This is a genomic window from Verrucomicrobiia bacterium, from assembly GCA_035765895.1.
Lineage (GTDB): Bacteria > Verrucomicrobiota > Verrucomicrobiia > Limisphaerales > DSYF01 > DSYF01.
Window position 1 is genome coordinate 12,669 of record DASTWL010000056.1, and the last position, 26,129, is coordinate 38,797.

21 protein-coding genes are annotated in these 26,129 nt (G+C 62.2%); 12 read left to right on the forward strand and 9 right to left on the reverse strand.

Annotated elements, in window-relative coordinates:
* Positions 1-40: 40 nt before the first annotated feature.
* Complete coding sequence (pgm, locus tag VFV96_11630) at positions 41-1,681, forward strand: phosphoglucomutase (alpha-D-glucose-1,6-bisphosphate-dependent) (protein HEU5071044.1); 1,641 nt, start codon at positions 41-43, stop codon at positions 1,679-1,681.
* 14 nt (positions 1,682-1,695) lie between these two features.
* On the opposite strand, the gene VFV96_11635 is transcribed toward pgm, so the two are convergent.
* The 4 genes from VFV96_11635 to VFV96_11650 form a co-directional block, all read right to left on the reverse strand.
* Entirely contained in the window at positions 1,696-3,681 is a 1,986-nt protein-coding gene (locus VFV96_11635; protein ID HEU5071045.1) for an OPT family oligopeptide transporter, read from the reverse strand.
* A 67-nt stretch (positions 3,682-3,748) separates the two neighbouring features.
* Complete coding sequence (locus VFV96_11640) at positions 3,749-4,348, reverse strand: NAD(P)H-dependent oxidoreductase (protein HEU5071046.1); 600 nt, start codon at positions 4,346-4,348, stop codon at positions 3,749-3,751.
* A gap of 34 nt (positions 4,349-4,382) precedes the next feature.
* Positions 4,383-5,480, reverse strand: a complete 1,098-nt coding sequence (locus VFV96_11645) for an inorganic phosphate transporter (protein ID HEU5071047.1) — start codon at positions 5,478-5,480, stop codon at positions 4,383-4,385.
* An 11-nt stretch (positions 5,481-5,491) separates the two neighbouring features.
* Complete coding sequence (locus VFV96_11650; protein HEU5071048.1) at positions 5,492-6,121, reverse strand: pit accessory protein; 630 nt, start codon at positions 6,119-6,121, stop codon at positions 5,492-5,494.
* Between the two features lie 130 nt (positions 6,122-6,251).
* Between VFV96_11650 and yajC the strand changes: the two genes are divergently transcribed.
* From yajC to tsaD, 7 genes are all read left to right on the forward strand, one after another.
* On the forward strand, positions 6,252-6,593 hold the full coding sequence (yajC, locus tag VFV96_11655) for a preprotein translocase subunit YajC (GenBank protein HEU5071049.1): 342 nt from the start codon (positions 6,252-6,254) through the stop codon (positions 6,591-6,593).
* Between the two features lie 23 nt (positions 6,594-6,616).
* Positions 6,617-9,208: a protein translocase subunit SecD gene (secD, locus tag VFV96_11660; protein HEU5071050.1), complete on the forward strand. Its 2,592-nt coding sequence runs from the start codon at positions 6,617-6,619 to the stop codon at positions 9,206-9,208.
* Positions 9,209-9,217: 9 nt separating this feature from the next.
* Positions 9,218-10,204, forward strand: a complete 987-nt coding sequence (locus VFV96_11665; protein ID HEU5071051.1) for a TerC family protein — start codon at positions 9,218-9,220, stop codon at positions 10,202-10,204.
* The gene (gene recJ, locus VFV96_11670) at positions 10,201-11,922 is read left to right on the forward strand and encodes a single-stranded-DNA-specific exonuclease RecJ (protein HEU5071052.1); all 1,722 of its coding nucleotides are present in this window, start codon (positions 10,201-10,203) and stop codon (positions 11,920-11,922) included. Before VFV96_11665 ends, recJ begins: the two co-directional genes overlap by 4 nt.
* Positions 11,923-11,979: 57 nt before the next feature.
* Positions 11,980-12,663, forward strand: coding sequence for a 2-C-methyl-D-erythritol 4-phosphate cytidylyltransferase (ispD, locus tag VFV96_11675; GenBank protein HEU5071053.1), 684 nt, complete (start codon positions 11,980-11,982; stop codon positions 12,661-12,663).
* Between the two features lie 110 nt (positions 12,664-12,773).
* Entirely contained in the window at positions 12,774-14,132 is a 1,359-nt protein-coding gene (locus VFV96_11680) for a S41 family peptidase (GenBank protein HEU5071054.1), read from the forward strand.
* A 41-nt stretch (positions 14,133-14,173) separates the two neighbouring features.
* Positions 14,174-15,199, forward strand: coding sequence for a tRNA (adenosine(37)-N6)-threonylcarbamoyltransferase complex transferase subunit TsaD (gene tsaD, locus VFV96_11685; GenBank protein ID HEU5071055.1), 1,026 nt, complete (start codon positions 14,174-14,176; stop codon positions 15,197-15,199).
* Positions 15,200-15,230: 31 nt separating this feature from the next.
* Here the strand turns inward: tsaD and VFV96_11690 are convergent, their stop codons facing one another.
* The gene (locus VFV96_11690) at positions 15,231-15,602 is read right to left on the reverse strand and encodes a DUF5684 domain-containing protein (GenBank protein HEU5071056.1); all 372 of its coding nucleotides are present in this window, start codon (positions 15,600-15,602) and stop codon (positions 15,231-15,233) included.
* A 132-nt stretch (positions 15,603-15,734) separates the two neighbouring features.
* On the opposite strand from VFV96_11690, the gene VFV96_11695 reads away from it, so the two are divergent.
* Complete coding sequence (locus tag VFV96_11695) at positions 15,735-16,274, forward strand: YkgJ family cysteine cluster protein (protein HEU5071057.1); 540 nt, start codon at positions 15,735-15,737, stop codon at positions 16,272-16,274.
* 12 nt (positions 16,275-16,286) lie between these two features.
* Here VFV96_11695 and VFV96_11700 read toward each other — a convergent pair whose 3' ends face one another.
* The 3 genes from VFV96_11700 to argB all read right to left on the reverse strand — a co-directional run bounded on the left by VFV96_11700 (position 16,287) and on the right by argB (position 19,392).
* On the reverse strand, positions 16,287-17,921 hold the full coding sequence (locus VFV96_11700; GenBank protein HEU5071058.1) for an NAD+ synthase: 1,635 nt from the start codon (positions 17,919-17,921) through the stop codon (positions 16,287-16,289).
* The gene (locus VFV96_11705) at positions 17,918-18,448 is read right to left on the reverse strand and encodes a DUF192 domain-containing protein (GenBank protein HEU5071059.1); all 531 of its coding nucleotides are present in this window, start codon (positions 18,446-18,448) and stop codon (positions 17,918-17,920) included. The genes VFV96_11700 and VFV96_11705 overlap by 4 nt, the downstream gene beginning before the upstream one ends.
* 62 nt (positions 18,449-18,510) lie before the next feature.
* The gene (argB, locus tag VFV96_11710; GenBank protein HEU5071060.1) at positions 18,511-19,392 is read right to left on the reverse strand and encodes an acetylglutamate kinase; all 882 of its coding nucleotides are present in this window, start codon (positions 19,390-19,392) and stop codon (positions 18,511-18,513) included.
* Positions 19,393-19,618: 226 nt separating this feature from the next.
* On the opposite strand from argB, the gene VFV96_11715 reads away from it, so the two are divergent.
* Complete coding sequence (locus tag VFV96_11715; GenBank protein ID HEU5071061.1) at positions 19,619-21,343, forward strand: hypothetical protein; 1,725 nt, start codon at positions 19,619-19,621, stop codon at positions 21,341-21,343.
* A gap of 51 nt (positions 21,344-21,394) precedes the next feature.
* Here VFV96_11715 and VFV96_11720 read toward each other — a convergent pair whose 3' ends face one another.
* Positions 21,395-23,104: a beta-xylosidase gene (locus VFV96_11720; protein HEU5071062.1), complete on the reverse strand. Its 1,710-nt coding sequence runs from the start codon at positions 23,102-23,104 to the stop codon at positions 21,395-21,397.
* Positions 23,105-23,249: 145 nt separating this feature from the next.
* Between VFV96_11720 and VFV96_11725 the strand changes: the two genes are divergently transcribed.
* Positions 23,250-24,674: a DUF1080 domain-containing protein gene (locus VFV96_11725; GenBank protein ID HEU5071063.1), complete on the forward strand. Its 1,425-nt coding sequence runs from the start codon at positions 23,250-23,252 to the stop codon at positions 24,672-24,674.
* A gap of 28 nt (positions 24,675-24,702) precedes the next feature.
* A complete protein-coding gene (locus VFV96_11730; GenBank protein ID HEU5071064.1) occupies positions 24,703-26,124 on the forward strand; it encodes a Gfo/Idh/MocA family oxidoreductase in 1,422 nt (473 codons plus the stop codon).
* Positions 26,125-26,129 lie beyond the last annotated feature (5 nt).

A 26,129-nucleotide genomic window follows, 5' to 3' on the forward strand; every position in this document is an offset into this window, starting at 1 on the left:
TCAACTTTACAGCCACGCCGCGAATTGCTTCGCTTCGCGCATGGCGCTGAGTCCTCTCGCTGGCAACCCCGCTCCCGCTTCGCTGCTCATTGATGTCGCGAAGCTCGAACGCGATTACTACACGCAACAGCCCGACGTGGCCGACGCGAACCAGCGCGTCAGTTTCGGCACGAGCGGGCATCGCGGCACGCCGCGGAACGGCACGTTCACCGAGGCGCACATTCTCGCCACCACGCAGGCCATCTGCGAATACCGCGCCGGTCAGGGCATTCGCGGGCCGCTGTTCATGGGCATGGATTCGCACGCCATTTCCGCCGCGGCCCAGCGCACCGCGCTCGAAGTGCTCGCCGCCAACGGCGTGGAAACGTTCATTCAACGCGCCGGCGGCTTCACGCCCACGCCGTCCATCTCCCATGCGATTCTAAGCTGCAACCGCGGACGCAAGGACGGTCTCGCCGACGGCATCGTCATCACGCCCTCGCACAATCCGCCCGAGGATGGTGGCTTCAAATATAACCCCCCCAATGGCGGTCCGGCCGACACCGACATCACGGGCTGGGTGCAAAATCGCGCCAATGAAATCCTGGGCGGCGGCAACAAGGCGGTGAAACGCCTCACCTACGAGGCCGCGCTCAAGGCAAGCAACACGCACCCGCACGATTTCATCACACCCTATGTTGAAACACTGGGCGAAGTCATCGACCTGGCGGCGATCAAATCCGCGGGCGTGCGGCTCGGCGTGGATCCGCTGGGCGGCGCGTCCCTGCCTTATTGGGAGCCGATCCGGCAGCGCTACGGCCTCGACCTGACCGTGGTGAATGCGCAGGTGGACCCGCGCTTCGGCTTCATGACCGTGGATCACGACGGCAAAATCCGCATGGACTGTTCGAGCCCCTACGCCATGGCGGGGCTCGTCGGGTTGAAGGACAAATTCACCGTCGCGTTTGGCAACGATCCGGACGCGGACCGGCATGGCATCGTCACGCCGTCGGCCGGGCTGTTGAATCCGAATCACTACCTTGCGGTGGCCATTCGTTATTTGCTCACGCACCGGCCAAACTGGAAGACGAGTTCAGCCGTCGGCAAAACGCTCGTGAGCAGCAGCATCATTGACCGCGTCGTGGCGGACCTGGGCCGCAACCTCACGGAAGTGCCGGTGGGCTTCAAATGGTTCACGCCCGGGTTGTTTGACGGCTCGGTCTGTTTCGGCGGCGAAGAGAGCGCGGGCGCGAGCTTCCTGCGGCGCGATGGCCGCGTCTGGAGCACCGACAAGGACGGGCTGATTCTCGGCCTGCTGGCCGCGGAAATCTGCGCGACGACGGGCAAGGATCCCGGGCAGCATTACGCCGAGATCACCGCGCAGTTTGGTGCGCCGAGCTACCAGCGCATCGATGCGCCCGCGACGCCGGAGCAGAAGCAGGCGTTCAAGAAACTGACGCCGGACGCGGTCCGGGCCGGCACGCTCGCGGGCGACGCCATCACCGCAAAACTGACACGCGCACCGGGCAACAACGCGGACATCGGCGGGCTGAAGGTCTGCACGGCGAACGGCTGGTTTGCGGCGCGTCCGTCCGGCACGGAGAACATCTACAAGGTCTATGCCGAGAGCTTCAAGGGCACGGCGCACCTCGACCGCATCATTGCCGAGGCGCAGGAAATTGTGACGGCGGCATTGAAGTAAGGTTTGCCCGTCGGTCAGAAGGGCAGGTGTGCGCGGATTTGCGGCCAGAAGACATTCCACATGGCCGGGCCGTTCTGCCAGAAAATCAAGGCCACGCCCATCAACGAACCGCCGGCAATGATGCCGGAGGCCACGGGAAAGGTGAATTCCTTGGCGATGGCGGGCCGTTTCCTTTCCAACCACCAGCCCAGGACGGCGCCGATGAAGAAGAGCAGGCTGTAATACCAGTCGAAGACCCAGGACAAACCGAACGCCGCCGCCGACGGCAGGTATTTGGCCTGTTTGGGGAACATCAGCGGCAACACGGAAAAAATCACCCCGACCGCGCCACCGATGACGATGGACCAAACTTTGACGGGTTCCAGTGCTTCCAAACCTTTGCTGAGGGCTTTGGCCACGGCGGCCCACGTTTGGGCGGCAGGCGCGGGGAACTGTTCCGTGCCGAGCACGCCGGCATTTGGCACCAGCACCGAGAAGGCAAACACCGTTACGACTGTGCCGATGAAAATGCCGGCGAATTGAGCGAGGAATTGTTTGCGTGGATGCGCGCCGAGCAGATAGCCGCTCTTCAAATCAGTTAGCAAGTCCGCCGACGAGGCCGCTGCGGCCGCCGTGATGTTGGCGGCCATGAGGTTCACGTTCACATTGCCGGGGTTGATGGCGCCGAAGGTGAGTTGCGTGACCTTGCCCATCGCCCCGATGGGGGTGGTATCCGTTTCGCCGGTGATGCGGCAGGCCACGAGGGCCAGAAAGAACGAAAGCACGACGGCCAGCACGCTCTGCCACCACGGCATGCCGAATGAAACGTGTGCGAGCCAGGTCAGGGCAATGAGCGAAATGAGTTGCGCCATGACAAACCACGACATGGGCGTTTCGATGTCGTCCACGGATGAGGCGGCGGCCTGGTTCCGGCCGAAGATCCGGCCCAGGCTCTTGAACGCACGAAGCACGCTCTTCCATTGCAGAATGAAACTCAAGATGCCGCCGGATACCATGCAGGCGGTTCCGCCCCACAGCGTCCATTGCACCAGGTTGCGGAATCCGCTGCCGGTGATGACGCCCTCGTGCTGCATGATGGGCACGAACACCGCCCAGCACAGCGTGCCGCTGATGAGCATGGTGGTGCAGACACGCATGCCGGTGATGGCCCCGGCGGCGACAAAGATGGCATCCCAGGAAAACCAGACGGTCCGGTCGCGCCACAGGGCGAAGGTTTCCTTGCCCAAAAGCAGGGTCTGCACTTTTTCAATTAGATGCGCGCTGGAAAGGTTTTCGAGCTGGGTGGAGAGGTGAAACCACTTTGTCATCAGCTTGTCGATCAGCGGCAGACCTTCGGCCCAAAATTTGTCGAGGGCGGCCACGATGCCGGCGATCCCCAGCGCCCGTGCCGCCCGCAGTCCCTTGTTGCCGTGCGCATGGAGCGCCTGCAAGGTTTCGGCCGCTGCAATGCCGCTGGGAAAGCGCAATTGCTCCACGTTGATCATCTGGCGTTTCATGGGCACCGCCATGGTGACGCCGAGAACAGCCAGGAAGAACACCCAGGCGAACGTGATGCCCAGGGGCAGGGGATGACCGTTCAAGAGAATGTAGGCAGCAAAGGCGGAAATCAGCGTGCCGCCGGTGGAGTAGCCCGCCGAACTGGCGGTGGACTGCATGCAGTTGTTTTCAAGGACCGTCATCGGGGTGCGGGCGATGCCGATCTTTACGAGGGTTGTCCAGATCGCGTAGGAGAGAATGCAGGCGGTGATGGCGACGCCAAAACCCCAGCCCGCCTTCAGGCCGATGTAAAGATTGGTCAAGGAAAGCACGCCGCCGAGCAGTGAACCCATCAGAACGGCGCGCCAGGTGAGTTGCGCCATGGAATCGCCGCGGCCCCGGTAAACCTTTTCAAACCACTGCTGCTCGATTTCCTCCGGCGTGCCCTGGAAACCTTCGATGGGAAGGTGAAAGGATTCCGCGGGAGCCGGCGTTCCGTGAGCTGCCTCGTTGGTGTCGCTCATGGTCAGCCAGTGTCAGAATTCCGCCGCTGACCGCCAGCCTTTTCTCCCGCTTTGTGGGTGGGACGATTTATTTTTTGCGCGCCCGGGCCAGAAAGCCCGGCTCGGTGCCGGCGAGGTCGGCGGCGCGCTGGCGGGCCAGCAACGCCCCGTAAACGCGCAGATCACGCGCAAACATTTCCAGCCGCTGCCGCGCGCTGTCACTCGTCACCGCGCCGTCCGTCACGTCCACCTTTTCCTGCACGGCGACCGCGTAGGGCATCGTCCACGCGTAACACTGCCGCGCCATTGTGCGCAGCTGATCGATTACCGTGAGCCCTTTCTCGTGTGAGGCGACCACGTGGCCGATGAGCTTGCCGGTGAATTCCTGCCAGAAGTGGTCGAGGAAGTTTTTCAACGTGCTGCTGACGCAGCCGTGATAATCCGGCGAGCCGAGCACAATGGTCTCGGCGCGGACCAGCCGGGCCTTGAACGCGCCGAATTCCGGATGGGCGTAGGACGTGTCCGGATTATAGGGCGGCAGCGCCTTTTCGCGGAGGTCCAGGACATCCACGGCGCAGCCGGCGTCGCGCAGCAGGGTGGCGAGGTGATGCATCGCCGCGCGTGTCACCGATTTCTCCCGCGGACTGCCGATCACGAGCAGGACGTTCAAAGGTTGGGGATGAGACATGGCGCAAACAAAAAGAGGTGAAGTTGAATTCGGCTCAGGGAATCCAGCCGGCGGCCTGCGCGCCGCGCACCAGGGCGTAGGCGGCCACGCCGCTGGCGGGCAGGGTCAGAATCCAGGCCCACAGGATGCGTTCGACGACGTCGAATTTGAGCGCGTTGAAGCCCTTGGCGCAGCCCACGCCCATGATGGACGTGGTGACGGCGTGAGTGGTTGACACCGGCATGCCAAAGTGCGCGGCGACCAGCAGCACCGTGGCGCTGGTGGTTTCTGCCGCGAAGCCATGCACCGGATACAGCCGGACCATTTTATGGCCGAGCGTCTTGATGATGCGCCAGCCGCCCACGGCCGTGCCTGCACACATCGTCAGGGCACACAAGACCACGATCCAGCGGGCAATGGCCAGCGGCTGGCCCGCCGCCGGCGCGTCGGTGTGCAGAAAATCCCGCAACCACGGCGGCAGATGCGCGAACGCGCCGGAGGTGGTTCCCGTCAACAACGCCAGGGCGATGATGCCCATGGTTTTTTGGGCGTCGTTCATGCCGTGGCTGATGCCCATGTAGCCGGAGCTGAAGAGTTGCAGCACATTGAACGTCTTGTTCACGCTGGCCGGGCGCCAGTTGCGCAAGAGGAAATACAACAGGCCCATAATCAGGAAACCAATGACCAGGCCGGCCACCGGCGATGTCACCATCGGCACGATGACCTTCCAGAGGATCCCCTTGCTCTTCCACCAGTGTTCGGCGCTGGGCACGGACCAGATCAACACCTTCCAGTTGCCGTGCGCGGCGGCGAGGCACGCGCCACACAAGCCGCCGACGAGCGCGTGGGACGAACTGGCCGGCATGCCGAACCACCAGGTCAGGAGATTCCAGAGGATGGCCGCGATCAGGGCGCAGATGAGCACTTCGGACGTGGCGACCTGCGGATCGACCAGCCCGGAGGCGATGGTGGAAGCCACCGCGGTGCCGAGAAACGCGCCGAACAGGTTCGTGACGGCGGCCAGCAGGACGGCCTGGCGCGGCGTCAGCACCTTGGTGGCGACGACCGTGGCGATCGAGTTGGCCGTGTCGTGAAAGCCGTTGATGTAGGTGAACACCAGCGCCGCCAGAATGACCGTGAAGATGAGCAGCATTGCGGCGGGGATCAGGAGTTTTTCAGCACGATGTGCATGACGACGTTGCCGGCGTCGCGGCACCGGTCAATCATCTTTTCCATGAGCTCGTAGAGGTCGCGGATGACGATGGCGCGGAGCGCGTCGTATTTGCCGCTGTAAAGCTCGCGCAGCAGTTCGAGCATCAGCTTGTCCGCCTCGCCTTCGAGATACTGGAGTTTGTCGTTCATCTCCTTCGCCTTTTCGAGGTGGTTGATGTCGCGCAACTGTTTCACCATGCTCAACACCACCTCGGTCGCCTTTTCCATCATTTCGCCCTGTTTGGAAAAATCCACGCCGTCCACGTGTGGGGCGGCCAGCATCCAGCGTTCGGCGAATTTTTCGGCCGTCTTCGGAATCTTGCGCAGGGCCAGGGCCAGCGCCTCGATGTCCTCGCGTTCGAGGCCCGTGACGAACGTCTTGACGAGCTGCCCGGTGATTTGCTCGGCGATTTTCTTCTCCTTGCGCCGGGCCAGGACGAGGTCGTCGAGGTTGCGCGTGTTGGCCGGGGATTTGATGAGGTCAATGACCAGGCGGGCGCTTTCGTGGGCTTCCTTGGCGGCTTCTTCCAGCAGGCCCTGGAACATGTCGCCTTTGCCGAAGAGTTGCTGAAGTGAGAACATGGCGGCGCCAATTCGCCAGAAAACGTCCAAAAGTCGATGCCAAAATGGGCGCGCATCGGTTTTGGCCGAGTCATAACGCTTGCCAAAAGGGGCTGCTTCCTTAGAGTGGGCGGCTCAAATTCGACGCAATATGTCACTGCAAACCCTGAACTTGTTCCTGGCGATGGCCCCGGCCCCGCAGGACGGCAAAGCGGCCCCGGCGTGGACCAGCTTTGTGCCGCTGGTCCTGTTGATGGTCGTCTTCTGGTTCGTCCTCATCCGGCCGCAACAGAAAAAGGCCAAGGAACACGCCCAGATGCTCACCAAAATCAAGACCGGCGACCGGGTGGTCACCAGTTCGGGCATCATCGGCACCGTGGTGAACGTCAAGGACAAGGCCATCGTGGTCCGGACGGCCGGCGACACCAAACTCGAATTCACCAAGGGGTCCATCAGTGAAATCCTGCAGGGCTCCGATGCCACCGAGTCCTGACCCGCGCTTACGCTCTTTTCCCCATGAACAGAAATAACACGTGGCGGCTTGCGTTCGTCATTTTCGCCGTTGTCTGGTCGCTCATTGAGATTTACCCGCTCAAGGACCGCAACCTGATCGATTACTTCAGCGAACGGGCAGTCCGGCCGGACGCCACCCTCAGCAACATCGTCGCCGAGGCGCGCTCGCTGGAGGTTACCAACTCCACGCGCACCTACGGCAACCTGCGCGAGGCCATTGGGACGAATGACATCGCCCGCTATTTTCCCTTTTTCGACGTCAAGAACGAGCTGCAGCCGACGCAGTTCATCCTGAACAAGCTCCAGCGCGAGGCGCGCGGCTCCATCAAGCTCGGTCTCGATTTGCAGGGCGGCACGTCCTACGTCGTCGAAATGGACACCAACCGCCTGGAGACGGCCCAAAGCGACACGAACGCGCCCAGCGCGCCGCAGGATTTGAGTCAGGCGCTGGCGCAGGCGGTGGAGGTGCTCCGCAAGCGCGTGGACCGCTTCGGCGTGGCGGAACCGCTCATCCAGCCGGAGGGCGAGGACCGCATCCGCATCGAACTGCCGGGCATCTCCGAAGCGGAGACGGAGAGCGTCAAGGAACAGATTCAAAAGGCGGCATTCCTCGAATTCCGCCTGGTTCATCCCGAGAGCGAGCAATACGTCGATCCCCGCACGGGCGCCCTGTTGCAAGGCATGGTGCCGGCGGGCTACGAGGTGAAGAAGCGGAAGGAGCGCAATCCCGACGGCACGGAATCGGTCGAGGCGCTGCTCGTGAAGAAACGCGCCGAGCGCGGCCTGAACGGCAGCTTTGTGACGCGGGCCATGGTCACCCGCGGCAATCTGGGCGAACCCGAAATTGACTTTGAACTGGACAGCAAAGGCGCCGAGATTTTTGCGCAAGTGACGCGCGAAAACATTCACCACCGGCTGGCCATCGTGCTGGACGGCGAACTCTACTCGGCGCCGGTGATCCAGGGTGAAATCCCTGGTGGCCGTGGCCAGATCACGGGGCATTTCGATTCCAAGCAGGCCTTTGAACTGGCCAACGTGCTCCAAAATCCGTTGCGCGCGCCGCTGCACATCATTGAATCCCATGAGGTGGATCCCACGCTCGGCCGCGACTCGGTCAACAGCGGCATCAAGGCGGCCTTGATCGGCGTCATCCTCGTGGCGGCCTTCATGCTCGTCTATTATCTCATCGCCGGTCTCGTGGCGAACGTCGCGTTGATGCTCAACATCATCATCCTGCTGGGCGTGATGAGTTACATTGGCACCACGCTGACATTGCCGGGCATCGCGGGCATTGTGCTCACCATCGGCATGGCGGTGGACGCCAACGTGCTTATTTATGAGCGTATTCGGGAGGAGTTGAACGCAGGCAAATCCATTCGCGGCGCCTTGGAGGCCGGTTATGACAAGGCGTGGGGCACGATTCTCGACTCCAATCTGACCACGTTGATTTCTTCGGTGATTCTTATCTTCCTGGGCACCGGGCCGGTGAAGGGTTTCGGTGTCACGCTGACCATCGGTATCATTGTCAGCATGTTCACGGCGCTGATCGTGACGCGTCTGGTTTTCGACTTCCTCGTGAAGCGAAACTGGCTGAAGTCCCTCAAGATGCTGCATCTGGTCCCGACCAGCATGCGCATTGACTTCATGAAATTCGCCTTCCCGGCATTCATCGCCTCGTGGTGCCTCATCCTGATCGGCAACGGCTACGGCATCAGCCGTGGCCGGGACGTGTTCAGCGTCCAGTTCATCGGGGGTTACAGCATCAGCCTGGATTTCGACCAGGCCGCCAAGCCCGAATTGGGCATCGACAAACTGCGTGCGGCTGTGGATGCCCTCGGCAAGGGCGCCTCGGAACCGACGTTCCAGCGCGACATGTCCACCGGCAAGGAGTCCCTCCGCGTCAGCATCCGGGACGTGGGCGAGGAGAAGGCCGGGGAAAATTACGCCAGCCAGGTCGTGTCGACCCTGCAGACGAAATTCCCGACGGCGCATTTCACCCATCCCAGCATCGAGAAGATCGGTCCCACGGTGGGTCAGGAAATCCAGCGCGTGGCGGTCATCGCCTCGCTGATTGCCTTGTTCGGCATCCTGGTTTACGTGGCGTTCCGGTATGAATTCTCCTTTGCCGTCGGCGCGGTGGTGGCCATCATCCACGACATTTTAATGACGACGGGCTGGTATTTCCTCGACCATCGCGAATTGAACGCCACCACGGTGGCGGCGCTGCTGACGATCATCGGCTTCTCGATCAACGACACGATTGTGATCTTTGACCGCATCCGCGAAGACCTGAAGCTGGGGGTGCGCGGTTCGTTCCGTGAGGTCATGAACGCGGCGTTGAACCAGACCCTGAGCCGCACGATCATCACGTCCGGCACGGTGTTTTTGGCCACGGTGTCGCTTTACATCTTTGGTGGTGGCATGATCAACGACTTCGCCTTCTGCTTCCTGGTCGGCATCCTGACGGGCACCTACTCGTCAATTTACATTGCCGCGTTCATTGTCTTGAAGTGGCACAAGGGGCAGCGGCCGAAAATCGGCACCACGCAGATGACGGTGGACAATCCGATGGCGGCGAAGGCGCCGGCACGGTAAACTGGCGGCATGCTTGCGCTGGTTGAATTCACACCCTGGCATTGGGCGGCTTTCATCCTGTGCGTCTTGTTCTTCCTCGCCCTCGACCTGGGCGTGTTCCACCGGCACGCCCACGTGGTCAAATTCCGGGAGGCGCTTGTCTGGACGACCGTCTGGTTCAGCCTCGCAATGCTTTTCGCCTGCGGCCTGCGGGTGGGGCGGGGCAAGGATGAGGCGCTCGAATTCGTCACCGGCTACCTGATCGAACTGTCGTTGTCGATGGACAACGTGTTCGTGATTGCGTTGATCTTCGGCTATTTCCGCGTGCCGGCGGCGTATCAGCACCGGGTGTTGTTCTGGGGCATCCTGGGCGCGCTCGTCATGCGCGGGTTGATGATTGCGGCCGGCGCGGCGTTGATCCATCGCTTTCAATGGACGCTTTACGTCTTCGGCGTCTTCCTCGTCTTCACCGGCATCAAGATGCTGCTCACCAAGGACGACGGCGTGCACCCGGAGAAAAATCCGGTGGTGCGGCTTGCGCGGAGACTCTTTCCGGTGGCCAACGATTTCAACGGGCAGCACTTCACGGTGAAGTTGAACGGGCGCAGCGCGCTGACGCCGCTGGCGCTGGTGCTGATTCTGGTGGAGACCACCGACCTCGTCTTTGCGCTGGATTCGATCCCGGCGATTTTTGCCGTCACCACCAAGCCGTTCATTGTTTTCACCTCCAACGTGTTCGCCATCCTCGGCCTGCGCTCGCTGTATTTCGTGCTCGCCGGCGCGATTCAATACTTCCGCTATCTGAAATACGGACTCTCCATCGTGCTGGTGTTCATCGGCGCCAAGATGCTGTTGACGCCGCACCATGAGCCCGCGCCGTGGTGGCAGGTGCGGATTCCCATCGGGGCATCCCTCATGGTGGTGGCGTCGATCATTCTGCTCTCCATGCTGCTTTCCCTGGTCGCGGCCCGCCGCGAACGTCAGACCCTGAACCCGGGCACGCACCGCGGGTCATGAAATACCGCTGGAACATCGCCCCGGCGCAGCCCTTGCTCGTGAACCGGCTGGCCGCGGAATTGCGGGTCGCTCCACTCCTGGCGCAATGTCTCCTAAACCGCGGCCTGAGCGAGCCGGCGGCCATCAACCGGTTTCTGGAACCGCGGCTCAAGCAACTGGCCGATCCGTTCCGGCTGCCCAACATGGCCACCGCCGTGGACCGGTTGCTGCTCGCCCGGGAACGGGCTGAATCCGTCGTGATCTTTGGCGATTATGACGTGGACGGTGTGACGTCCACGTCCCTGTTGCGCGAGGTGCTTGGCCGGCTGGGCTGGATTGTGGAGCATTATTTGCCGCACCGGTTGGAGGAGGGCTACGGCCTCAGTCAGGACGGCGTGGAAAACTGCCTGCGCAAATTTCCCGCGCGCCTGTTGCTTGCGGTGGACTGTGGTTCGACGGCCGTGAAAACGATTGCCTGGCTGCGCGAACGGGGCGTGGACGTCATTGTGCTCGATCATCACCAGGTCTCCACTCCCGCGCCGGCGGCCGTGGCGCTGGTGAATCCGCAACTGGCCGCAACAAACGATGGAGAATCCGCTTTCACCGAGCTTTGTTCCGTGGGGCTGGCGTTCAAGCTGGCGCACGCCCTGGTGAAGCGCGGGCGCGACGTCGGTCTCCCGGGCGCGACGGACCTGGACCTGCGTCCATTGCTGGACCTGGTTGCGCTCGGCACGATTGCGGACATCGTTCCGCTCGTCGGCGAAAATCGCATCCTCGTTTCCGCGGGCATCGAGCGTCTGAATACGACCACCCGCCCTGGCCTTGTAGCGCTCAAGGAGGTGGCGCAGTCGCCCGCGCGCCTGACGACCTTCGACGTTGGTTTTCAGCTGGGACCGCGGTTGAACGCCGCCGGCCGCCTCGAAACGGCCGAAGAGGCGCTCTTTCTCCTGCTGGCGCCGGATTTGGACGAGGCCATGCCCATCGCGCAGCGTCTGGATGCCCGAAACCGGGAACGGCAGAACATCGAGCGGAGCATTGCCGAAGAAGTCATCGGCGCGGTCAAGGCCCGGTTCAATCCGGAGACTGACTTCGTCATCGTGGAAGGCCAGCTGCTCTGGCACATCGGTGTCGTGGGCATCGTGGCATCGCGCGTGTTGCAGCAATTCTACCGGCCCACGTTCATCGTGGGGGGCGACGGTGAACACTGGCGCGGTTCCGGCCGCAGCATTGCGGGCTTCGACCTCGCGGCGGCCTTGCGCGAGTGTGACGATCTGCTCGTGCGGCATGGCGGTCATGCCATGGCGGCGGGACTGACGATCGAGCCGGCGAAGGTGGACGCCTTGCGCGTGCGGCTGAACGACATCGCGCGCCGTTCCCTCAAGCGTGAAGATTTGCAACCGCCGCTGCGGCTCGATGCGGAGGTTGGTCTGGCGGAAATTTCCCAGGCCGGGCTGGCCGAGTTGAACCGTTTGCGGCCCCTAGGGCAGGAGAATCCGCCGGTGCAGTTCTATGCGCGCGGCCTGCGGCATGCCCGGCCGTTGCAGCGCATGGGCAAGGATCGCAAGCACGTCAAACTCTGGGTGACCGATGGGCGGACGACGCACGAAGCGGTCTGGTGGAATGCAGGAGAGGGTTCGCTGCCCGTGGGGACGTTCGATCTGGCCTTTTCGCCGCACCTGAACGAATTCAACGGCCGGACCAGCGTCCAGCTCAAGGTGCTCGACTGGCGCCCCGGGTGAACGCGGTTTGAACCTGCGCTTGAACCCGTCCAGCCGGGGCGGCAACCTTCGGGTCGCATGAATGTTGCTGTCATCGTTGCGGCCGGCAAGGGCACCCGTATGGGGCCCAACATTGACAAGCTTTTCCTCGAAGTCGCGGGCCGGCCGGTCGTGGCACACACCTGGCAGCGTTTCAACGATGCGGCCTGCATCGGCGAAATCATTCTCGTCGTGCGCGACGGCATGCAGCCGGCGTTCCGCGAACTCGCCCAACAATTCCAGCTCCGGAAACCGCACCGGCTCGTTGCGGGCGGCAGCGAACGGCAGGATTCGGTGTGGAACGGCCTCGCGGCGTTGCCGGACGGAGCTGAAATTGTGGCCATTCAGGACGGGGCACGGCCCTGCACCAGCGTGGCGGTGATTGAGGAAACCATCGCGGCGGCGCGGGAAACCGGAGCCGCCGTCGCCGCCCGTCCGGTCACCGACACGATGAAGGAATCCTCCGATGGCCGGTTTGCCGAACGCACAGTGGACCGCTCGCGCCTCTGGTCGGTGCAGACGCCGCAAACCTTCCAGGTTGGCGTCATCCGCCGTGCGCTGGCCGAGGTGCGTCAACGCGGGGTGATGGTGACCGACGACACGGCGGCCTGTGAATTGATCGGTCAGCCCGTGCGGCTGGTCAGCGGCACGGCCCCCAACCCCAAGGTCACGGTGCCGGCGGATTTGCCCTACGTGGAACTGTTGCTGCGTTCCGGCACCTGAAGACGGCCGGCCCGTTCTGGCGGCCACGCGCCGGCGGGGCTTCGCCCCGTCGTCCGCCTTCCTTGCCAACCTCCGCTTCGCCCCGTATTGTCCCCCAGCAAGTGCATGTTATGAAGCGACGTTTTCTCTACGGGCTGCTGACGATCGCCCTGACCGTCAATCTCTTCATCGGGGCGGCCGTTTACCTTTACGCTGCGGAATCCGGCCAGAAGGATTCCGCCTACCCGAGCCTGGAAATCTTTTCCCTCGTCATGGAAAAGGTGCGTCGTGAATACGTGGATGGCGCCAACCTGACGTATCAGCAGCTCGTCCGCAATGCGCTCAAGGGCATGCTGAACGAACTGGATCCGCACAGCGAATACATGGATCCGGAAAAGTTTCAGGATTTGCAGAATGACACTGAGGGCAAGTTTGGCGGCATTGGCGTGGTCATCTCGGTGAAGGACGAGCGCCTGACCGTCGTGGCGCCGATGGAGGACACGCCCGGCTTCAAGGCGGGGATTCGCACCGGCGACGTCATCGACCGCATCGAGGGCAAGAGCACCGAACACATGAGCGTGCAGGATGCGGTAAAAATTCTGCGCGGCGACCCCGGCAGCGAAGTCACCATTACTATTTTCCGTCCGTCCACCGGCAAGATGAAGGATTACACCATCAAACGCGCCGAGATCAAAGTGGACATGGTCAAGGACATCAACGGCGCGCGCGAGTTCCCTCTCGGTGAAAACAAGATTGGCTACGTGCGCATCACACAATTTGGCGAGAAAACGGCGGATGAACTCGAAGCCGCCCTCAACAAGCTCAAGGCGCAGGGCATGCGCGGGCTGATCATTGATCTGCGGTGGAATCCGGGCGGCCTGCTCGATCAAGCCGTCGGCGTCTGTGAAAAATTCCTGCCGCGCGGTCAATTGGTGGTGACGACCGAAGGCCGTTCGCCGGCGCAAAGCTCTGTTCGCAAGGCCGCCGGGCGCGGTGATGAAATCCCCGGCGTGCCCATCGTCGTGCTGATCAATGCCGGCAGCGCCAGCGCCTCGGAGATTGTCTCCGGCTGCCTTCAAGACCTGAAGCGCGCCATCATCCTCGGGGAGCGTTCCTTCGGCAAGGGCTCGGTGCAGAGCATCATCGAATTGTCCGACGGCTCCGCCCTGCGCCTGACCACCGCCAAATACTACACGCCCAGCCACAAGGTCATTCACGAGAAGGGCATTTCACCCAACATCGAAGTGCTCGACTCCGACGAGCAGGAGGCGGCGTTGCTGATGCGCCGTTCACCCGGCGGCGTGGAAACGCTGGACCAGCGGGAACGCGAACGCGTCGAGTCCATTCGCGATCCGCAAATGGATCGCGCCATGGACGTGCTCAAGGGGATTCTGCTCTTCACCGACCGGCGGCCGGCCGGGCAATCCAATGACGCGGACGGGCGGATGGCAGCGCTGGCTGCGCCGGCCGCCGCGGGCGCGGAAAATTGAAGGCCGCACGGTCTGCGCCGGCCCCGGCCCATTTCCCTGGCATGACACTGCTGGCGTTTGAGACTTCCTGCGACGAAACGAGCGCTGCGGTGATTCGCGACGGGGGCGTGCTGTCCAGCGTCGTCTCGTCCCAAATCCGTCTGCACGCCGAATACGGCGGCGTGGTGCCGGAACTGGCCGCGCGCGAGCACCTGCGTAATCTGCAGCCCGTCGTCCAAACCGCGCTGGCCGAAGCCCGCATCACCGCCGCCGACGTCACTGCCGTGGCAGCAACGCAGGGACCGGGGCTGCCCATGGCCTTGATGGTGGGGCTGAAGGCGGCGCAAGCGTTTGCTTTTGCGGCCCGCAAGCCTTTTGTGGGCGTGCATCATCACGAGGCGCACTTGTATTCGCCGTGGATTGTGGGCCGGCCGCCGCGGGCGGATTTTGAAAACTTCCAGCCGAACGTTTCGCTGATTGTGAGCGGCGGCCATACGATGCTGGTGCACGTCGCGTCCGAGTTGCAGCACCACGTGCTGGGCGCCACGATGGACGACGCGGCGGGCGAGTGCTTCGACAAGACCGGCAAACTGCTCGGCCTCGCGTATCCCGCCGGGCCAATCATCGATCGCCTGGCAGAGCAGGGGAATCCTGAGGCATTTCAGTTTCCGCGCCCCCTGCGGAATGACGACCATCACGACTTCAGCTTCAGCGGCCTGAAGACTTCGGTGCGCTATTTTTTGCGCGACCATCCTGGATTGGCCGATGATCCCCGGCAACTGCGCGATCTCTGCGCCAGCGTGCAGGCGGCCATCGTGGACGTGCTGGTCACCAAAACCATCCGGGCTGCCCGCAAGGCCGGGGTGAACTGCGTGACGGCGTCGGGCGGCGTGACGTGCAATCGGGCGTTGCGGGCGCAGTTGGAGGCCGCCTGCCGGCGGGCGGGCCTGACGTTGCGCTTGGCCGATGCCTCGCTTTGCACGGACAACGCCGCCATGGTCGGCATTCTGGCCGAACGCAAGCTGCGCGCCGGCGTGCTGGCAACTTCGTTCGACGAGGAAATTCGGCCGAACTGGTCGCTTGCCTGAACCCGATTCCGCCGCGCGGGCCGGAACGGCCTTACTCCGAAAAGGCGAGGTAGGGAATGAAGATGATATTGACGATCGGCACGAACATCAGAATCACCAGCCAGGGGCTTTTGCCGCGCGCCTCGCAAATCTTCGCCCACATCATGATGATCACCACCAGGTTCACGAAGGGGATGAGGAACAGAACAATCATCCACAAGGCCATGCCAGCAACCTGCAGCAGCGGGATGATTTGCACGATGGGAAGCCAGATTAAGATGCCCGGCTGGCGTCCCGTCTTTTCACAAATCCGTTTGAGGCAGTAACAGTAGAACAGGTAAAAACAGAGCGAAATGGCGAGGACGAACAAAATGGCGCCGGCGCCGAGCGCAAAATCACCGGCATTCGAGGACGTGTGTTGCATGAACGTTTCCTTTCTGATTGATGTTGAACGTGTTTCTGCGTGGGACAGTCACATTTGAGGTTGGACGACCCGGTTTGGCAATGGGATTTTTGCGCCGGGCCGGCACCCGGCCGCAACGTTGAACCGGTAACCATGGATCTGCCACTGAAACTCTGTCCGTCGTGCGGCCTGTGCTGCAACGGCGTTCTGTTTGGCGACGTGGAATTGCAGCGCGGCGACGATGCAGCGGCGCTGGCGGCGGAGGGGCTGGCGTTGTTCGTGAAAGGGCGCAAACGCGCGTTCGCCCAGCCGTGCGCTTGTCTGACGGGCGGCTTGTGCCGGATTTATCAAACGCGACCGCGCCGTTGCCAGACGTTTGCCTGTCGCCAACTGCAACTGGTGCAAGCCGGCCGGCTCACCGCCGAGGCGGCGCAGGCGAACATCCGCCGGGCGCGCCGCGAAGTGGATGAAGTGCTGCGGCTGGTTCGTTCGTTGGGCAACACGAACGAGCAGATGCCATTGAACCGGCGTTACGCCGACCTTATGGCCCAACCGCTCGACTTCGCGGGCGACGAATCCCAACTGGAGCGACGCGGCGAATTAATGGTGGCCGTTGGCCGGCTGGTGGACCTGCTGGAGCGGGATTTTCTGAGCCCTGAGCCAACGCGATCAACGGACCTTTCAGCAGCGTAAGTTCACTTTTCTTCAGCTTTCCCGAAACCGTTGCGCGATGGGAATCCGGCGGCCCACGCCAAAGGCCTTGCTGGTGACTTTCAGGCCGGGCGCGGCCTGGCGACGTTTGTATTCCGCGCCGTCGATCAGCTTCACCACGCGGCACACGTCGGCCTCGGCAAAACCGGCCTTCACGATGTCCGCGGGCGACTGGCCGTTGACCACGTAGGCATCAAGAATGGCGTCCAGCACCTCGTAGGGCGGCAGCGAATCCTGATCCGTCTGGTTTGGGCGCAGTTCGGCCGAGGGTGCCTTCGTGATCGAGGCGCGGGGAATGATTTCGCGTTCGCGGTTGATCCAGCGGGCGAGGCGATAAACCATCATCTTCGGCACGTCGCTGATGACGGCGAGCCCGCCGCACATGTCGCCGTAAAGCGTGCAGTAGCCCACCGCCAGTTCGCTTTTGTTGCCCGTGGTCAGGAGCAGCGAGCCGAACTTGTTCGACATCGCCATGAGCACGACGCCCCGCAGGCGGGCCTGGATGTTCTCCTCGGTGGTGTCCTCGGGACGTCCGGCAAAGACGCTTTGCAACTGTTCCTTGACGGCAAGGAACGGCGGCTGGATGGGAATGACGTCGTATTGAATGCCGAGGTTCGCCGCGAGCTCGCGCGCGTCGTCCAGGCTGCCCGGCGAACTGAACTGCGAGGGCAGGGAGATGCCGCGCACGTTTTCCCGGCCCAGCGCGGCGACGGCCAGCGCGGCCACCAGGGCCGAATCAATGCCGCCGCTCAGGCCCAGCACCGCCGACTTGAAGCCGCACTTGTGCAGGTAATCGCGCAGCCCGAGCGTGAGGGCTTTGAACAAAATTTCCTCGTCGGAAATTTGCTCCGGAGCGATTGCGGCGCGGTTCAAATCGAGCATCAACCAATCTTCATCGAACAACTTTCCCTGCGCGATCTGCTGCCCCTTGCCGTTGAAAGCCAGGCTGCCGCCATCGAAGACAAGCTCGTCGTTTCCGCCTACTTGATTGCAGAACACGACGGGTTTGCCGGACTTTTTGGCGAGGCTTTGCAGCATGGCGTGTCGCGTGGTGTTTTTGCCAAGCTGCCACGGGGAGGCGGAAATATTGAAGATGATTTCCGCGCCGGCCTCGGCCAGTTCAACCGGCGGATTGTGCTCGTATCGGCGCACCGGCCAGAAATCTTCGTCGTTCCAGATGTCTTCGCAGATGGTAATGCCGATCTTGCGGCCATTGAATTCCACGGGTGCGTTTGCCTCCGCGGGCTCAAAATAGCGGTCTTCATCGAAGACGTCGTAAGTCGGCAGCAACGTCTTGGTGCGTAGCGCGGTGATTTTGCCGTTTTGCAGCAACGCCGCCGCATTCGTGACATCGCGTCCGGGGCGATTCAGGTTGTCGCCGACAAAGCCCACGAGCAAGCCGGTCGCCCCCGTCGCTGCCGCAAGCCGGTTCAGCGCGGCGAGATTTTGTTCAACCAGACTGCGTCGCAAAACCAGATCGCGCGGTGGATAACCGGTCAACGCCAGTTCCGGCGTCAGCACCAGCTCCGCTCCCGCCGCCACGCCGCGTTGATACGCCGCGAGGATTTTTGCCTCGTTGCCCGTGATGTCGCCGACGGTGGTGTTGAGTTGCGCGAGGGCGATCTTCATGGCTTGGGCCGGCCGTAAAAACTTTGGAACAGCGGTCCGTGATCGGTCTGGATCAGCATGTTTGTGCGCACGCCGTGGCGCTCGAACCAGCCGCGGGCGGTTTCCAGCACGAACAGGACGTTGTCCGAATTCGCGACGATGGAGTTGGTGTCGTTCGGCTCCATCTCGCGGATTTCGAGAATGAGCCCCTGCGGGTCAATGTAGGCGCAGGAAAGCGGTTGGGGGCAGTTCTTCATCCAGAACGCGGCGCGCTGCGGTTCGCCCAGCAGGAACAACATGCCTTCGTTCTCGACGATGTTCGTGCGGAACATCATGCCGGTCATGATTTCGACCGGCTTGGACGCGACTTCGGCGGTAATCTGTGCGGGGCCGACCCAGAGATTGATGGTGGGCAGCCGTGGCTGGGCCTGCGTGGGCTCCCAATGAACGGGCGTGATGCCGGGGAGCGGCGCGGGCGTTTGCTTTTGGCAGCCGCCGCCGAGCAGCGCCACCGCGCTCAACGCGAAGAAAAGGCGGATCAACTTCACGTGTTCAGGCTGGGTGAAGCGGCGGCAGTTTTCAACTCCGTTTGCCGCCGGCCGGTGGTCCTTTACAAGACCACTTCCGTGCCGACGCCCTGGTCGGTGAAGATTTCCAGCATGACCGCGTGCGGGACCCGGCCGTCCACGAAGGAAACCTTTTCCACGCCGGATTTGATGGCGGCCACGGCGCTGTCCACCTTGGGGATCATGCCCTTGTCCACAATGCCCGCGGCCTTGAGGCCGGGCACTTCGGCCGTTTGCAGGTGGGCGATGAGCGTGGCGGGATCCTTGGGGTCGCGCATCAGCCCGGGCACATCGCTCATGAAGACGAGGCGTTTGGCCCCGAGTGCGATGGCGGCCTGGGCGGCGGCGACGTCTGCGTTGCAATTGTAAATCCGGCCGTCTTCACCGCGGGCGGTCGGGCTGATGACGGGCGTGATGCCCTGCGCGATGCATTCCAGCAACGGCGCCGTGTTGACCCCGGTGACCTCGCCGACGTAGCCGACGTCGATCTTGCGGCCGGGATGTTCCTTGTCGTCGAGCAGCAGCTTGCGGCAGCGGAAGATGTCCGGCCCGGCAAAGCCCTTCGCCATGCCGCCGAGGGAATTGATGGTGGCCACAACCTCGGGATTGATCTCGCGCGACAGCACGTCGTCCACGATCTGCACGGTGGCCTCGTCCGTGACGCGCTGGCCCTGGATGAAGTTTGCCTTCAGGCCGGCCTTTTCCATGGCGCGGGTGATGGCCTTGCCGCCGCCGTGAACGACCACGGGATTGATTTCGACGGCTTCGAGAAAAACGATGTCGCGCGCCACGCCGTTTCGCACGGCGGGATCGGGCGAATCCATGAAGGAGCCGCCGTATTTCACGACAAAGGTGGCCCCGCTGAATTTTTGGATGTAAGGCAGCGCTTCGAGGAGCGTTGCGGTTTTGGCAATGAGGTCTTGCACGTGGAATTGCTATCAAAGCACAACGTGAACGGAAAGCTCGCTCTGAAATCGATTTCTTATCTGGTGCATGCCCTTGATTGTCCTTGCCCTAATCTGCGGAGCGGCGCATAAATTGCCGGGTCACATAAGCGAGTTTTTCAAACACCCAACTTCGAGAAGGCCAGTGCATCTTCGCATTTTCTCTGAAGGTCACACGTTGACGCATGTGGCGATAGTCACGCTCCTTTTGACCTTTACCACCTTTGGCCAGCCCTATTCCGCGACCCTTGCCACGCAACCCATCGCCACGACCAATGCGACCCTGAACGGCATGGTCACGCCGCGCGGACTTGAAACGGTTGGCTGGTTTGAGTGGGGGCCAGACCGCAGCTACAGCCAAACGACGAGCCCGGTCTTGGTGGGGAGCAGCTCGAACGTCGTATTTGTGTCTGCGCCGATTGAGGGATTACTTCCGAATGCGAACTATCGGTGCCGTCTGGTTGCCAGCAACAGTGCGGGCATCACCTATGGGTGGGAACGCAGGTTTACAACCGGCCGACGTGTCGCTTCGTGGGGCGATGCATTATACTCGTTGCCCGGATCCGTTCTGCCTCCGTCTGATCTTGGGAATGTTGTTAATATTGCGGCAGGTGACTACCACGGAATGGCCTTGAGGGCGGACGGGACGCTTGCCATTTGGGGAGATTACCTCAGTGTCAACGGCCCGCTGACAGTCCTTCCGGCCACGTCGCCAAATGGTCTCAGCAATCTTGTCGCCATCGCAGGGGGACGAAGTCACAGCCTGGCCATCAACAGGGCCGGGAAAGTGGTCGCTTGGGGCCTTAATTACAGTGGTCAGACAAATGTGCCAGCAACTCTCAGTAACGTCGTGGCCATATCGGCTGGTGATGCACACAGCTTGGCACTGCGGAACAATGGAACACTTGCAAGTTGGGGGGACATTCCCACGGCCCTAATTCCCTTTGGATTGAGCAATGTGGTAGCGATTTCGAGTGGCGACACTTTTTGTGTCGCCCTAAAAAACACCGGCTCAGTGGCGGTATGGGGCAATGCCTCCAGTAGCAAAACAAGCATTCCAGTTGGCCTGAGCAATGTGGTGGCCATCGCGGCTGGTTATGGGCATATCCTTGCGCTAAAGTCGGACGGAACAGTTGTGGCGTGGGGGTTGGGTGCTGGAATCAATGTGCCGCCGGGGCTCAGCAATGTGGTAGCCATCGCGGCAGGAGATTATCATAGCTTGGCGTTGCGCTCGGACGGCACAGTGGTGCCGTGGGGGATTGTCGTCGCCAACACTTATCCCTACGGCGGCTTCCTGCAACCACCAACGGGACTGACCGACGTTGTAGGAGTCTGTTGCGGCGATGAGTATTGCCTGGCACTGGCTTCAAACACGCAGCCTCAGCCGGTGGCTCAGACGATGACTGGTCCACTTAATCAGGACTTGATACTGTCACTCCCCCCGGCATTCAGGGATCCCAATGGAGATGTGCTCACGAACTACCGGATTGCAGCCCCGCCTGCCTCCGGCATGCTGTATCAGTTCGATTCCGGCGCTCGCGGGGCCGCGATCACCGAATCCAACGCGCTGGTTAGTGATGCATTGGCGCGCGTCGTTTTTTCTCCCGGCGTGGATGAGTCCGGTGCGCCTTATTCGAATTTCAGTGTGATCGCCAGTGATGGAGAGTTTGATTCTGCGCCCAGCTTGGTGACGGTGAACATTGTCCCGTCGCCAACGATCTTCGCCACGATTTCAGATTCGAGTTCAAATAGAGCCGTCTCCTTGAGTTTTGCGGGGCTATCAAACGCGACTTACCGCGTGTGGGCCTCGACGAATCTGGTTGATTGGACTTGGATTGCCCGTCCAAGTCAGCCTTTGCCCGGACAGTTCCTTTATTCCGACGCATCGGTCACAAATCGTCCGCTGCGATTCTTCCGGGTGACTTCGCCTTGATCGGTTCCTGCCCGCCTAATTTAAGAAGGCGCTGAACTTTGCGGTGTGTCGTCACGGCTTTCGCCATGAAAACACCATCAGCGACACCGCCTGTCGCGGAAGCGCAAAATGCAGCGACGCTTTGCCGTCAGTGACGGACTGGTGCTCAGATGCACCGAGCGTTGCGAGCTGCGCGGCATTTTCCAGTTGCGCGAATTGTTCGGCCGTCGGCTGCAGCGGTGAGCCCATGCGCTGCCATGCCGCGAAGGCATTGCTGTGGTCGGCATCGATGCGGTAGTGCGTGACCGTGGCGGACTTTACGTCCGCCGGCAGGCCGGCAAGGGCCAAGGCGATGTCCGCCACAGGCCCGGCCACGTCATCGTCGTGATAATGCCAGACGAGCACGCTGAGCTCGTTTGTGCCCAAAGCAGCCAGCGCGCTGACGTCAGGCGACTGGCGGACGCCGTGCCGGATGATGTCGTCGAGCGGCACGGCGGAATCGCTTTTCACCGCGAGCCGCCGGCCGTGCATGCGGCTGAACAGCTTGAAAACGTTCAGCACCGGATGATTGATGCCGCAGCTCGCCAGTTGCCGGAAGCCGGCGAACGGCGGATAGCCTTCAAACGTGAACGCCCACGTCAGTGCGGCATCGAGGTTCACGCCGCGGCGCTCGGCAATTTCCTGCAAACGCCCGAAGCTGGCGGCCGTGTAGCTGGAATACATCGTGCCGTTGCGGTAGCCGAGTTGTTCGCCCTGGCATGCGGCGCAGCCTTCCGGGTCGCACTCGCCGATGACAATCGGTTTGCCCTTCAATTCGGGATAGGATGCGATGAGCGCGAAACCTTCGTCGGCGGTGCGGAGTTCTTCCGCGATGCCCATGCGGACGTGGCCGTTGACATAGGTGGGCGCGCCTTTGGCGTGGAATGAGACAAAATCCAGCGGGGAGCCAATCTGGCCGGTGGCGTAATTCGTCCCGCGCAAACAATGTTCCAGGAAGGCGCGTGTCCACTTGCCGCCGGTGCCCGCGGAATCCGCCCCGCCGACGCGGGCCGTGGGCAAGGCCCGCCGCACGGCGTCGATGGCATAATCATGAAGCCGGTAAAATTCCTCCGGCGTGCCATGCCAGTAGCCGATGTTCGGTTCATTCCAGACCTCCCAATACCAGTGTTCCACTTCCGCGCGGCCGTAGCGTTCGATGCAGTGGGTGACCCATTGATACACCAGCCCGGCCCATTTGCGGTAATCCTTGGGCGGATACGCCCAGCCGGTGAAAATCTCCGAATACTTCGCCTCCGGTGTCCAGTGATGTTGATACGGCTCCGGCTTGACCGAGAGGTCCCTGGGCATGAACCCAATCTCGACGTAAGGCCGCACCCCGTTGGTGAGGTAGGTGTCAAAGAGCTGGTCGAGAATCGTCCAGTCGTAAACCGGCTTGCCGTCCGCGTCCTCGTGATACACGTCCGTGGAACCCCATTTAAGGGCCGCCGTGCCGTCGCCGGTGCACAGCAGGTTGTGCGCGCGGAAGAACACGTCGCCCGGCCGGAGTGCGCCCAGGTCGCCCAGAAGTTTCCGGCCGTTCTTCATCGTGGCGTAGTTGGGTTCATCGGCGCCGAACATGTGCCAGATGGGCTTCAAATCGCCCAGGGCCCGGGTGGCGTCCACTTGGATGGTCACCGGAAAGGACGCGGGCGCTGGGTTGGTGATGGCCGCCGGGGCCGACTGCGCGGGGACCAGGCTCGGGCTCAATGCGAGGGCGAGCGCCAGACAGGTTGCCGGATTCATGTGGGAAGTTCAGGAATTCGCCCTGCCTTGGGCAAGCGGGAAGTGTGGCGTTCTAAACTAAAAAATATCTTGGGCTTGGCCGGTTTGTTTGCATGATGACGGGGAATTCGTTTCCCAACAAAACGTCTGAATCTTCTCTATGCGCATGAAATGTCTGTTTGGTCTGGCTCTGGCAGCGGTGGCGCTGACCGGAGTGGGCATGGCTCAAACCACGGTGGACCTGTTCAACGGCCGGGATCTCTCCGGCTGGATGCAGCACGGCGGCAAGGCGAAATACACTGTTGAAAATGGCGAAATTGTCGGCACGTCCGTGTTGAACACGCCCAACAGCTTCCTCTGCACGGAAAAAACCTACGGCGACTTCATCCTCGAATACGATTTCAAGGTGGATCCGAAGCTGAATTCCGGCGTGCAGATTCGCAGCGAATGCTTTGCCCAGCCGACCGAGGTGCAGTGGCAGGGCAAAACCATCAAAATCCCCGCGGACCGCGTGCATGGTTATCAGATCGAGATCGACCCGGATGTGCCACGCAAGCGCCTGTGGAGCGCCGGCATCTACGACGAAGCCCGCCGCGGCTGGCTGTATCCGAGCGACGGCGAAAAGGGCACGCAAGGCAAAGCCTTCAGCGAGCAGGGCCTGCGCATCTTCAAGCCGAATGACTGGAATCACGTGCGCGTGGTCGCGTTTGGCGACACCATCCGCACCTGGTTGAATGGCGAGCCCTGTGCCTATTTGCGCGACTCGATGACGCCGCGCGGCATCATCGCCCTGCAGGTGCACGCCATCGGCAAGGACCAGGACAAGGAGGGCACGCACGTGCGCTGGCGGAATCTGAAGATCACCGAACTGACCTCGGCCGATCATATCCCGGCGAACACCCTGACCGATGCGGAAAAGGCCGCCGGCTGGCAATTGCTCTGGGACGGCAAAACGGGCGACGGCTGGCGCAGTCCCAAGACCGACGCCTTTCCCGCCAAGGGCTGGACCATCAAGAACGGCGTGCTCACAGTCCATGAAAACGGCGGCGAGGAATCGGCGGACGGCGGCGACATCATCACGCGGCAGCGTTACTCGCAGTTCGAATTGCAGGTGGACTTCCAGCTCACGCCCGGCGCCAACAGCGGCATCAAGTATTTCGTGCAGCCAAACCTGTCACCGATCGACAAGAAGACCGGCCGGCCCACGGGCGTTGGTTCCGCCATCGGCCTGGAGTATCAGGTGCTGGACGACCTCCGCCATCCGGATGCGAAACTCGGCCGCAACGGCGACCGCACGCTGGCATCGCTCTACGATTTGATGCCGGCCGCCACGACCAAGCGGCCCAACCCGATTGGCGAATGGAACACCGCCCGCATCGTCGTGCGCGGCAACCACGTGCAGCACTGGCTCAACGGACAATTGGTGCTGGCCTACGATCGCGGCTCCCCGGAGTTCCGCGACGCCGTGGCCCTGAGCAAGTTCAAGAATATTCCCGACTTCGGTGAATGGGCGGACGGCCACATCCTGTTGCAGGAGCACGGCAACCAGGTTTCATTCCGCAACGTCAAGATTCACGTGCTGACCCGCTAATTGACACCCAGACACTCACGATTCATTCATGAAAGCATCCCAGTCTCCTTCGGTCATCACCACGCCCATGCGGCGTCGTTCCTTTCTCAAAGGCGTGCTGGCCACCGGCGCGCTCTCGGTGGTGGCGCCCCGCGCCTTGCTGGCCGCCCCGGGTGAAAAGGTGAAACTCGCCTGCTGCGGCATCGGCAACCGCGGGGCCGACGTCGTCAAGGCGCTGCACGCCACGGGGCTCGCCGAAGTGGTGGCGCTGTGCGACACGGACATGGGCGCGCCGCACACGCTCGGGGTGCTCAAGATGTTCCCGAATGTGCCGCGCTTCCAGGATTTCCGGCAGATGTTCGACAAGCTGGGCAAGGACATCGAGGCGGTCAGTGTCGCCGTGCCGGACTTCGCGCACTTCCCGATCGCGATGCTCGCGATGTCGCTCGGCAAGCACGTGTATTGCGAGAAGCCGATGGCGCACACGTTCCAGGAGGTGGAACTGATGATGCAGGCCGAGAAGAAATACAAGGTGGCCGCGCAGATGGGCAACCAGGGCCATTCGGAGGCGAATTACTTCCAGTTCAAGGCGTGGACCGAGGCGGGCATCATCAAGAACGTCACGAAGATCACGGCGTTCATGAACGGCGCGCGCCGCTGGCACGGCATGCATGTGGACGGCTATCTTCCCGTCCAGCCCGTGCCAGCTTCGCTGGACTGGGACGTCTGGCTGAACCACGCGCCGTTTCATCCCTACAACAAGGGCTACGTCAACGGCGACTGGCGTTCGTGGTATGAATTCGGCAACGGTGCGCTCGGCGACTGGGGCGCGCACATCTTCGACACGGCGCACCAGTTCCTGGATCTCGGATTGCCGGAGGAAATCGACGCCGTGAAACTCGACGGCTACAGCCCGCTTATTTTCCCGCAGGCCTCCACGCTGGCGTTCAAGTTCCCGGCGCGCAGTTCGATGCCGCCGCTGGAACTGACCTGGTATGACGGCGTCAAGAATCTGCCGCCGCTGCCGGCCGACTTCGGCGGCGCCGTGGTCGATCCGAATATTCCGCCGCCCACGGGCGGGAACGTCGGGCTGAAGTCCCTGCCGCCGGGCAAGGTGATTTACGGCGAAGGCCTGACCTTCAAGGGCGGCACGCACGGTTCCACGCTGCAGATTATTCCGGAGTCCAAGGCGAAGGAAATGGCGTCCAAGTTGCCGCCCGTGCCGAAGAGCCCGTCGAACCACTTCAAGAACTTCCTGCTCGCCTGCAAAGGTGAGGAAAAATGCCGGTCGTCGTTCGCCGTGGCCGGCCCGTTGAGCCAGGTGCTCGTGCTCGGTGTGCTGGCGCAGCGGATGAATACGAACCTCAAGTTCGACCGCGCGACGAAGCAGATTACGAACAACAAGACCGCGAACGCATTCCTGGTCGGTCCGCCGCCGCGCAAGGGCTGGGAGGAGTTCTACAAGCTCTAACGCGC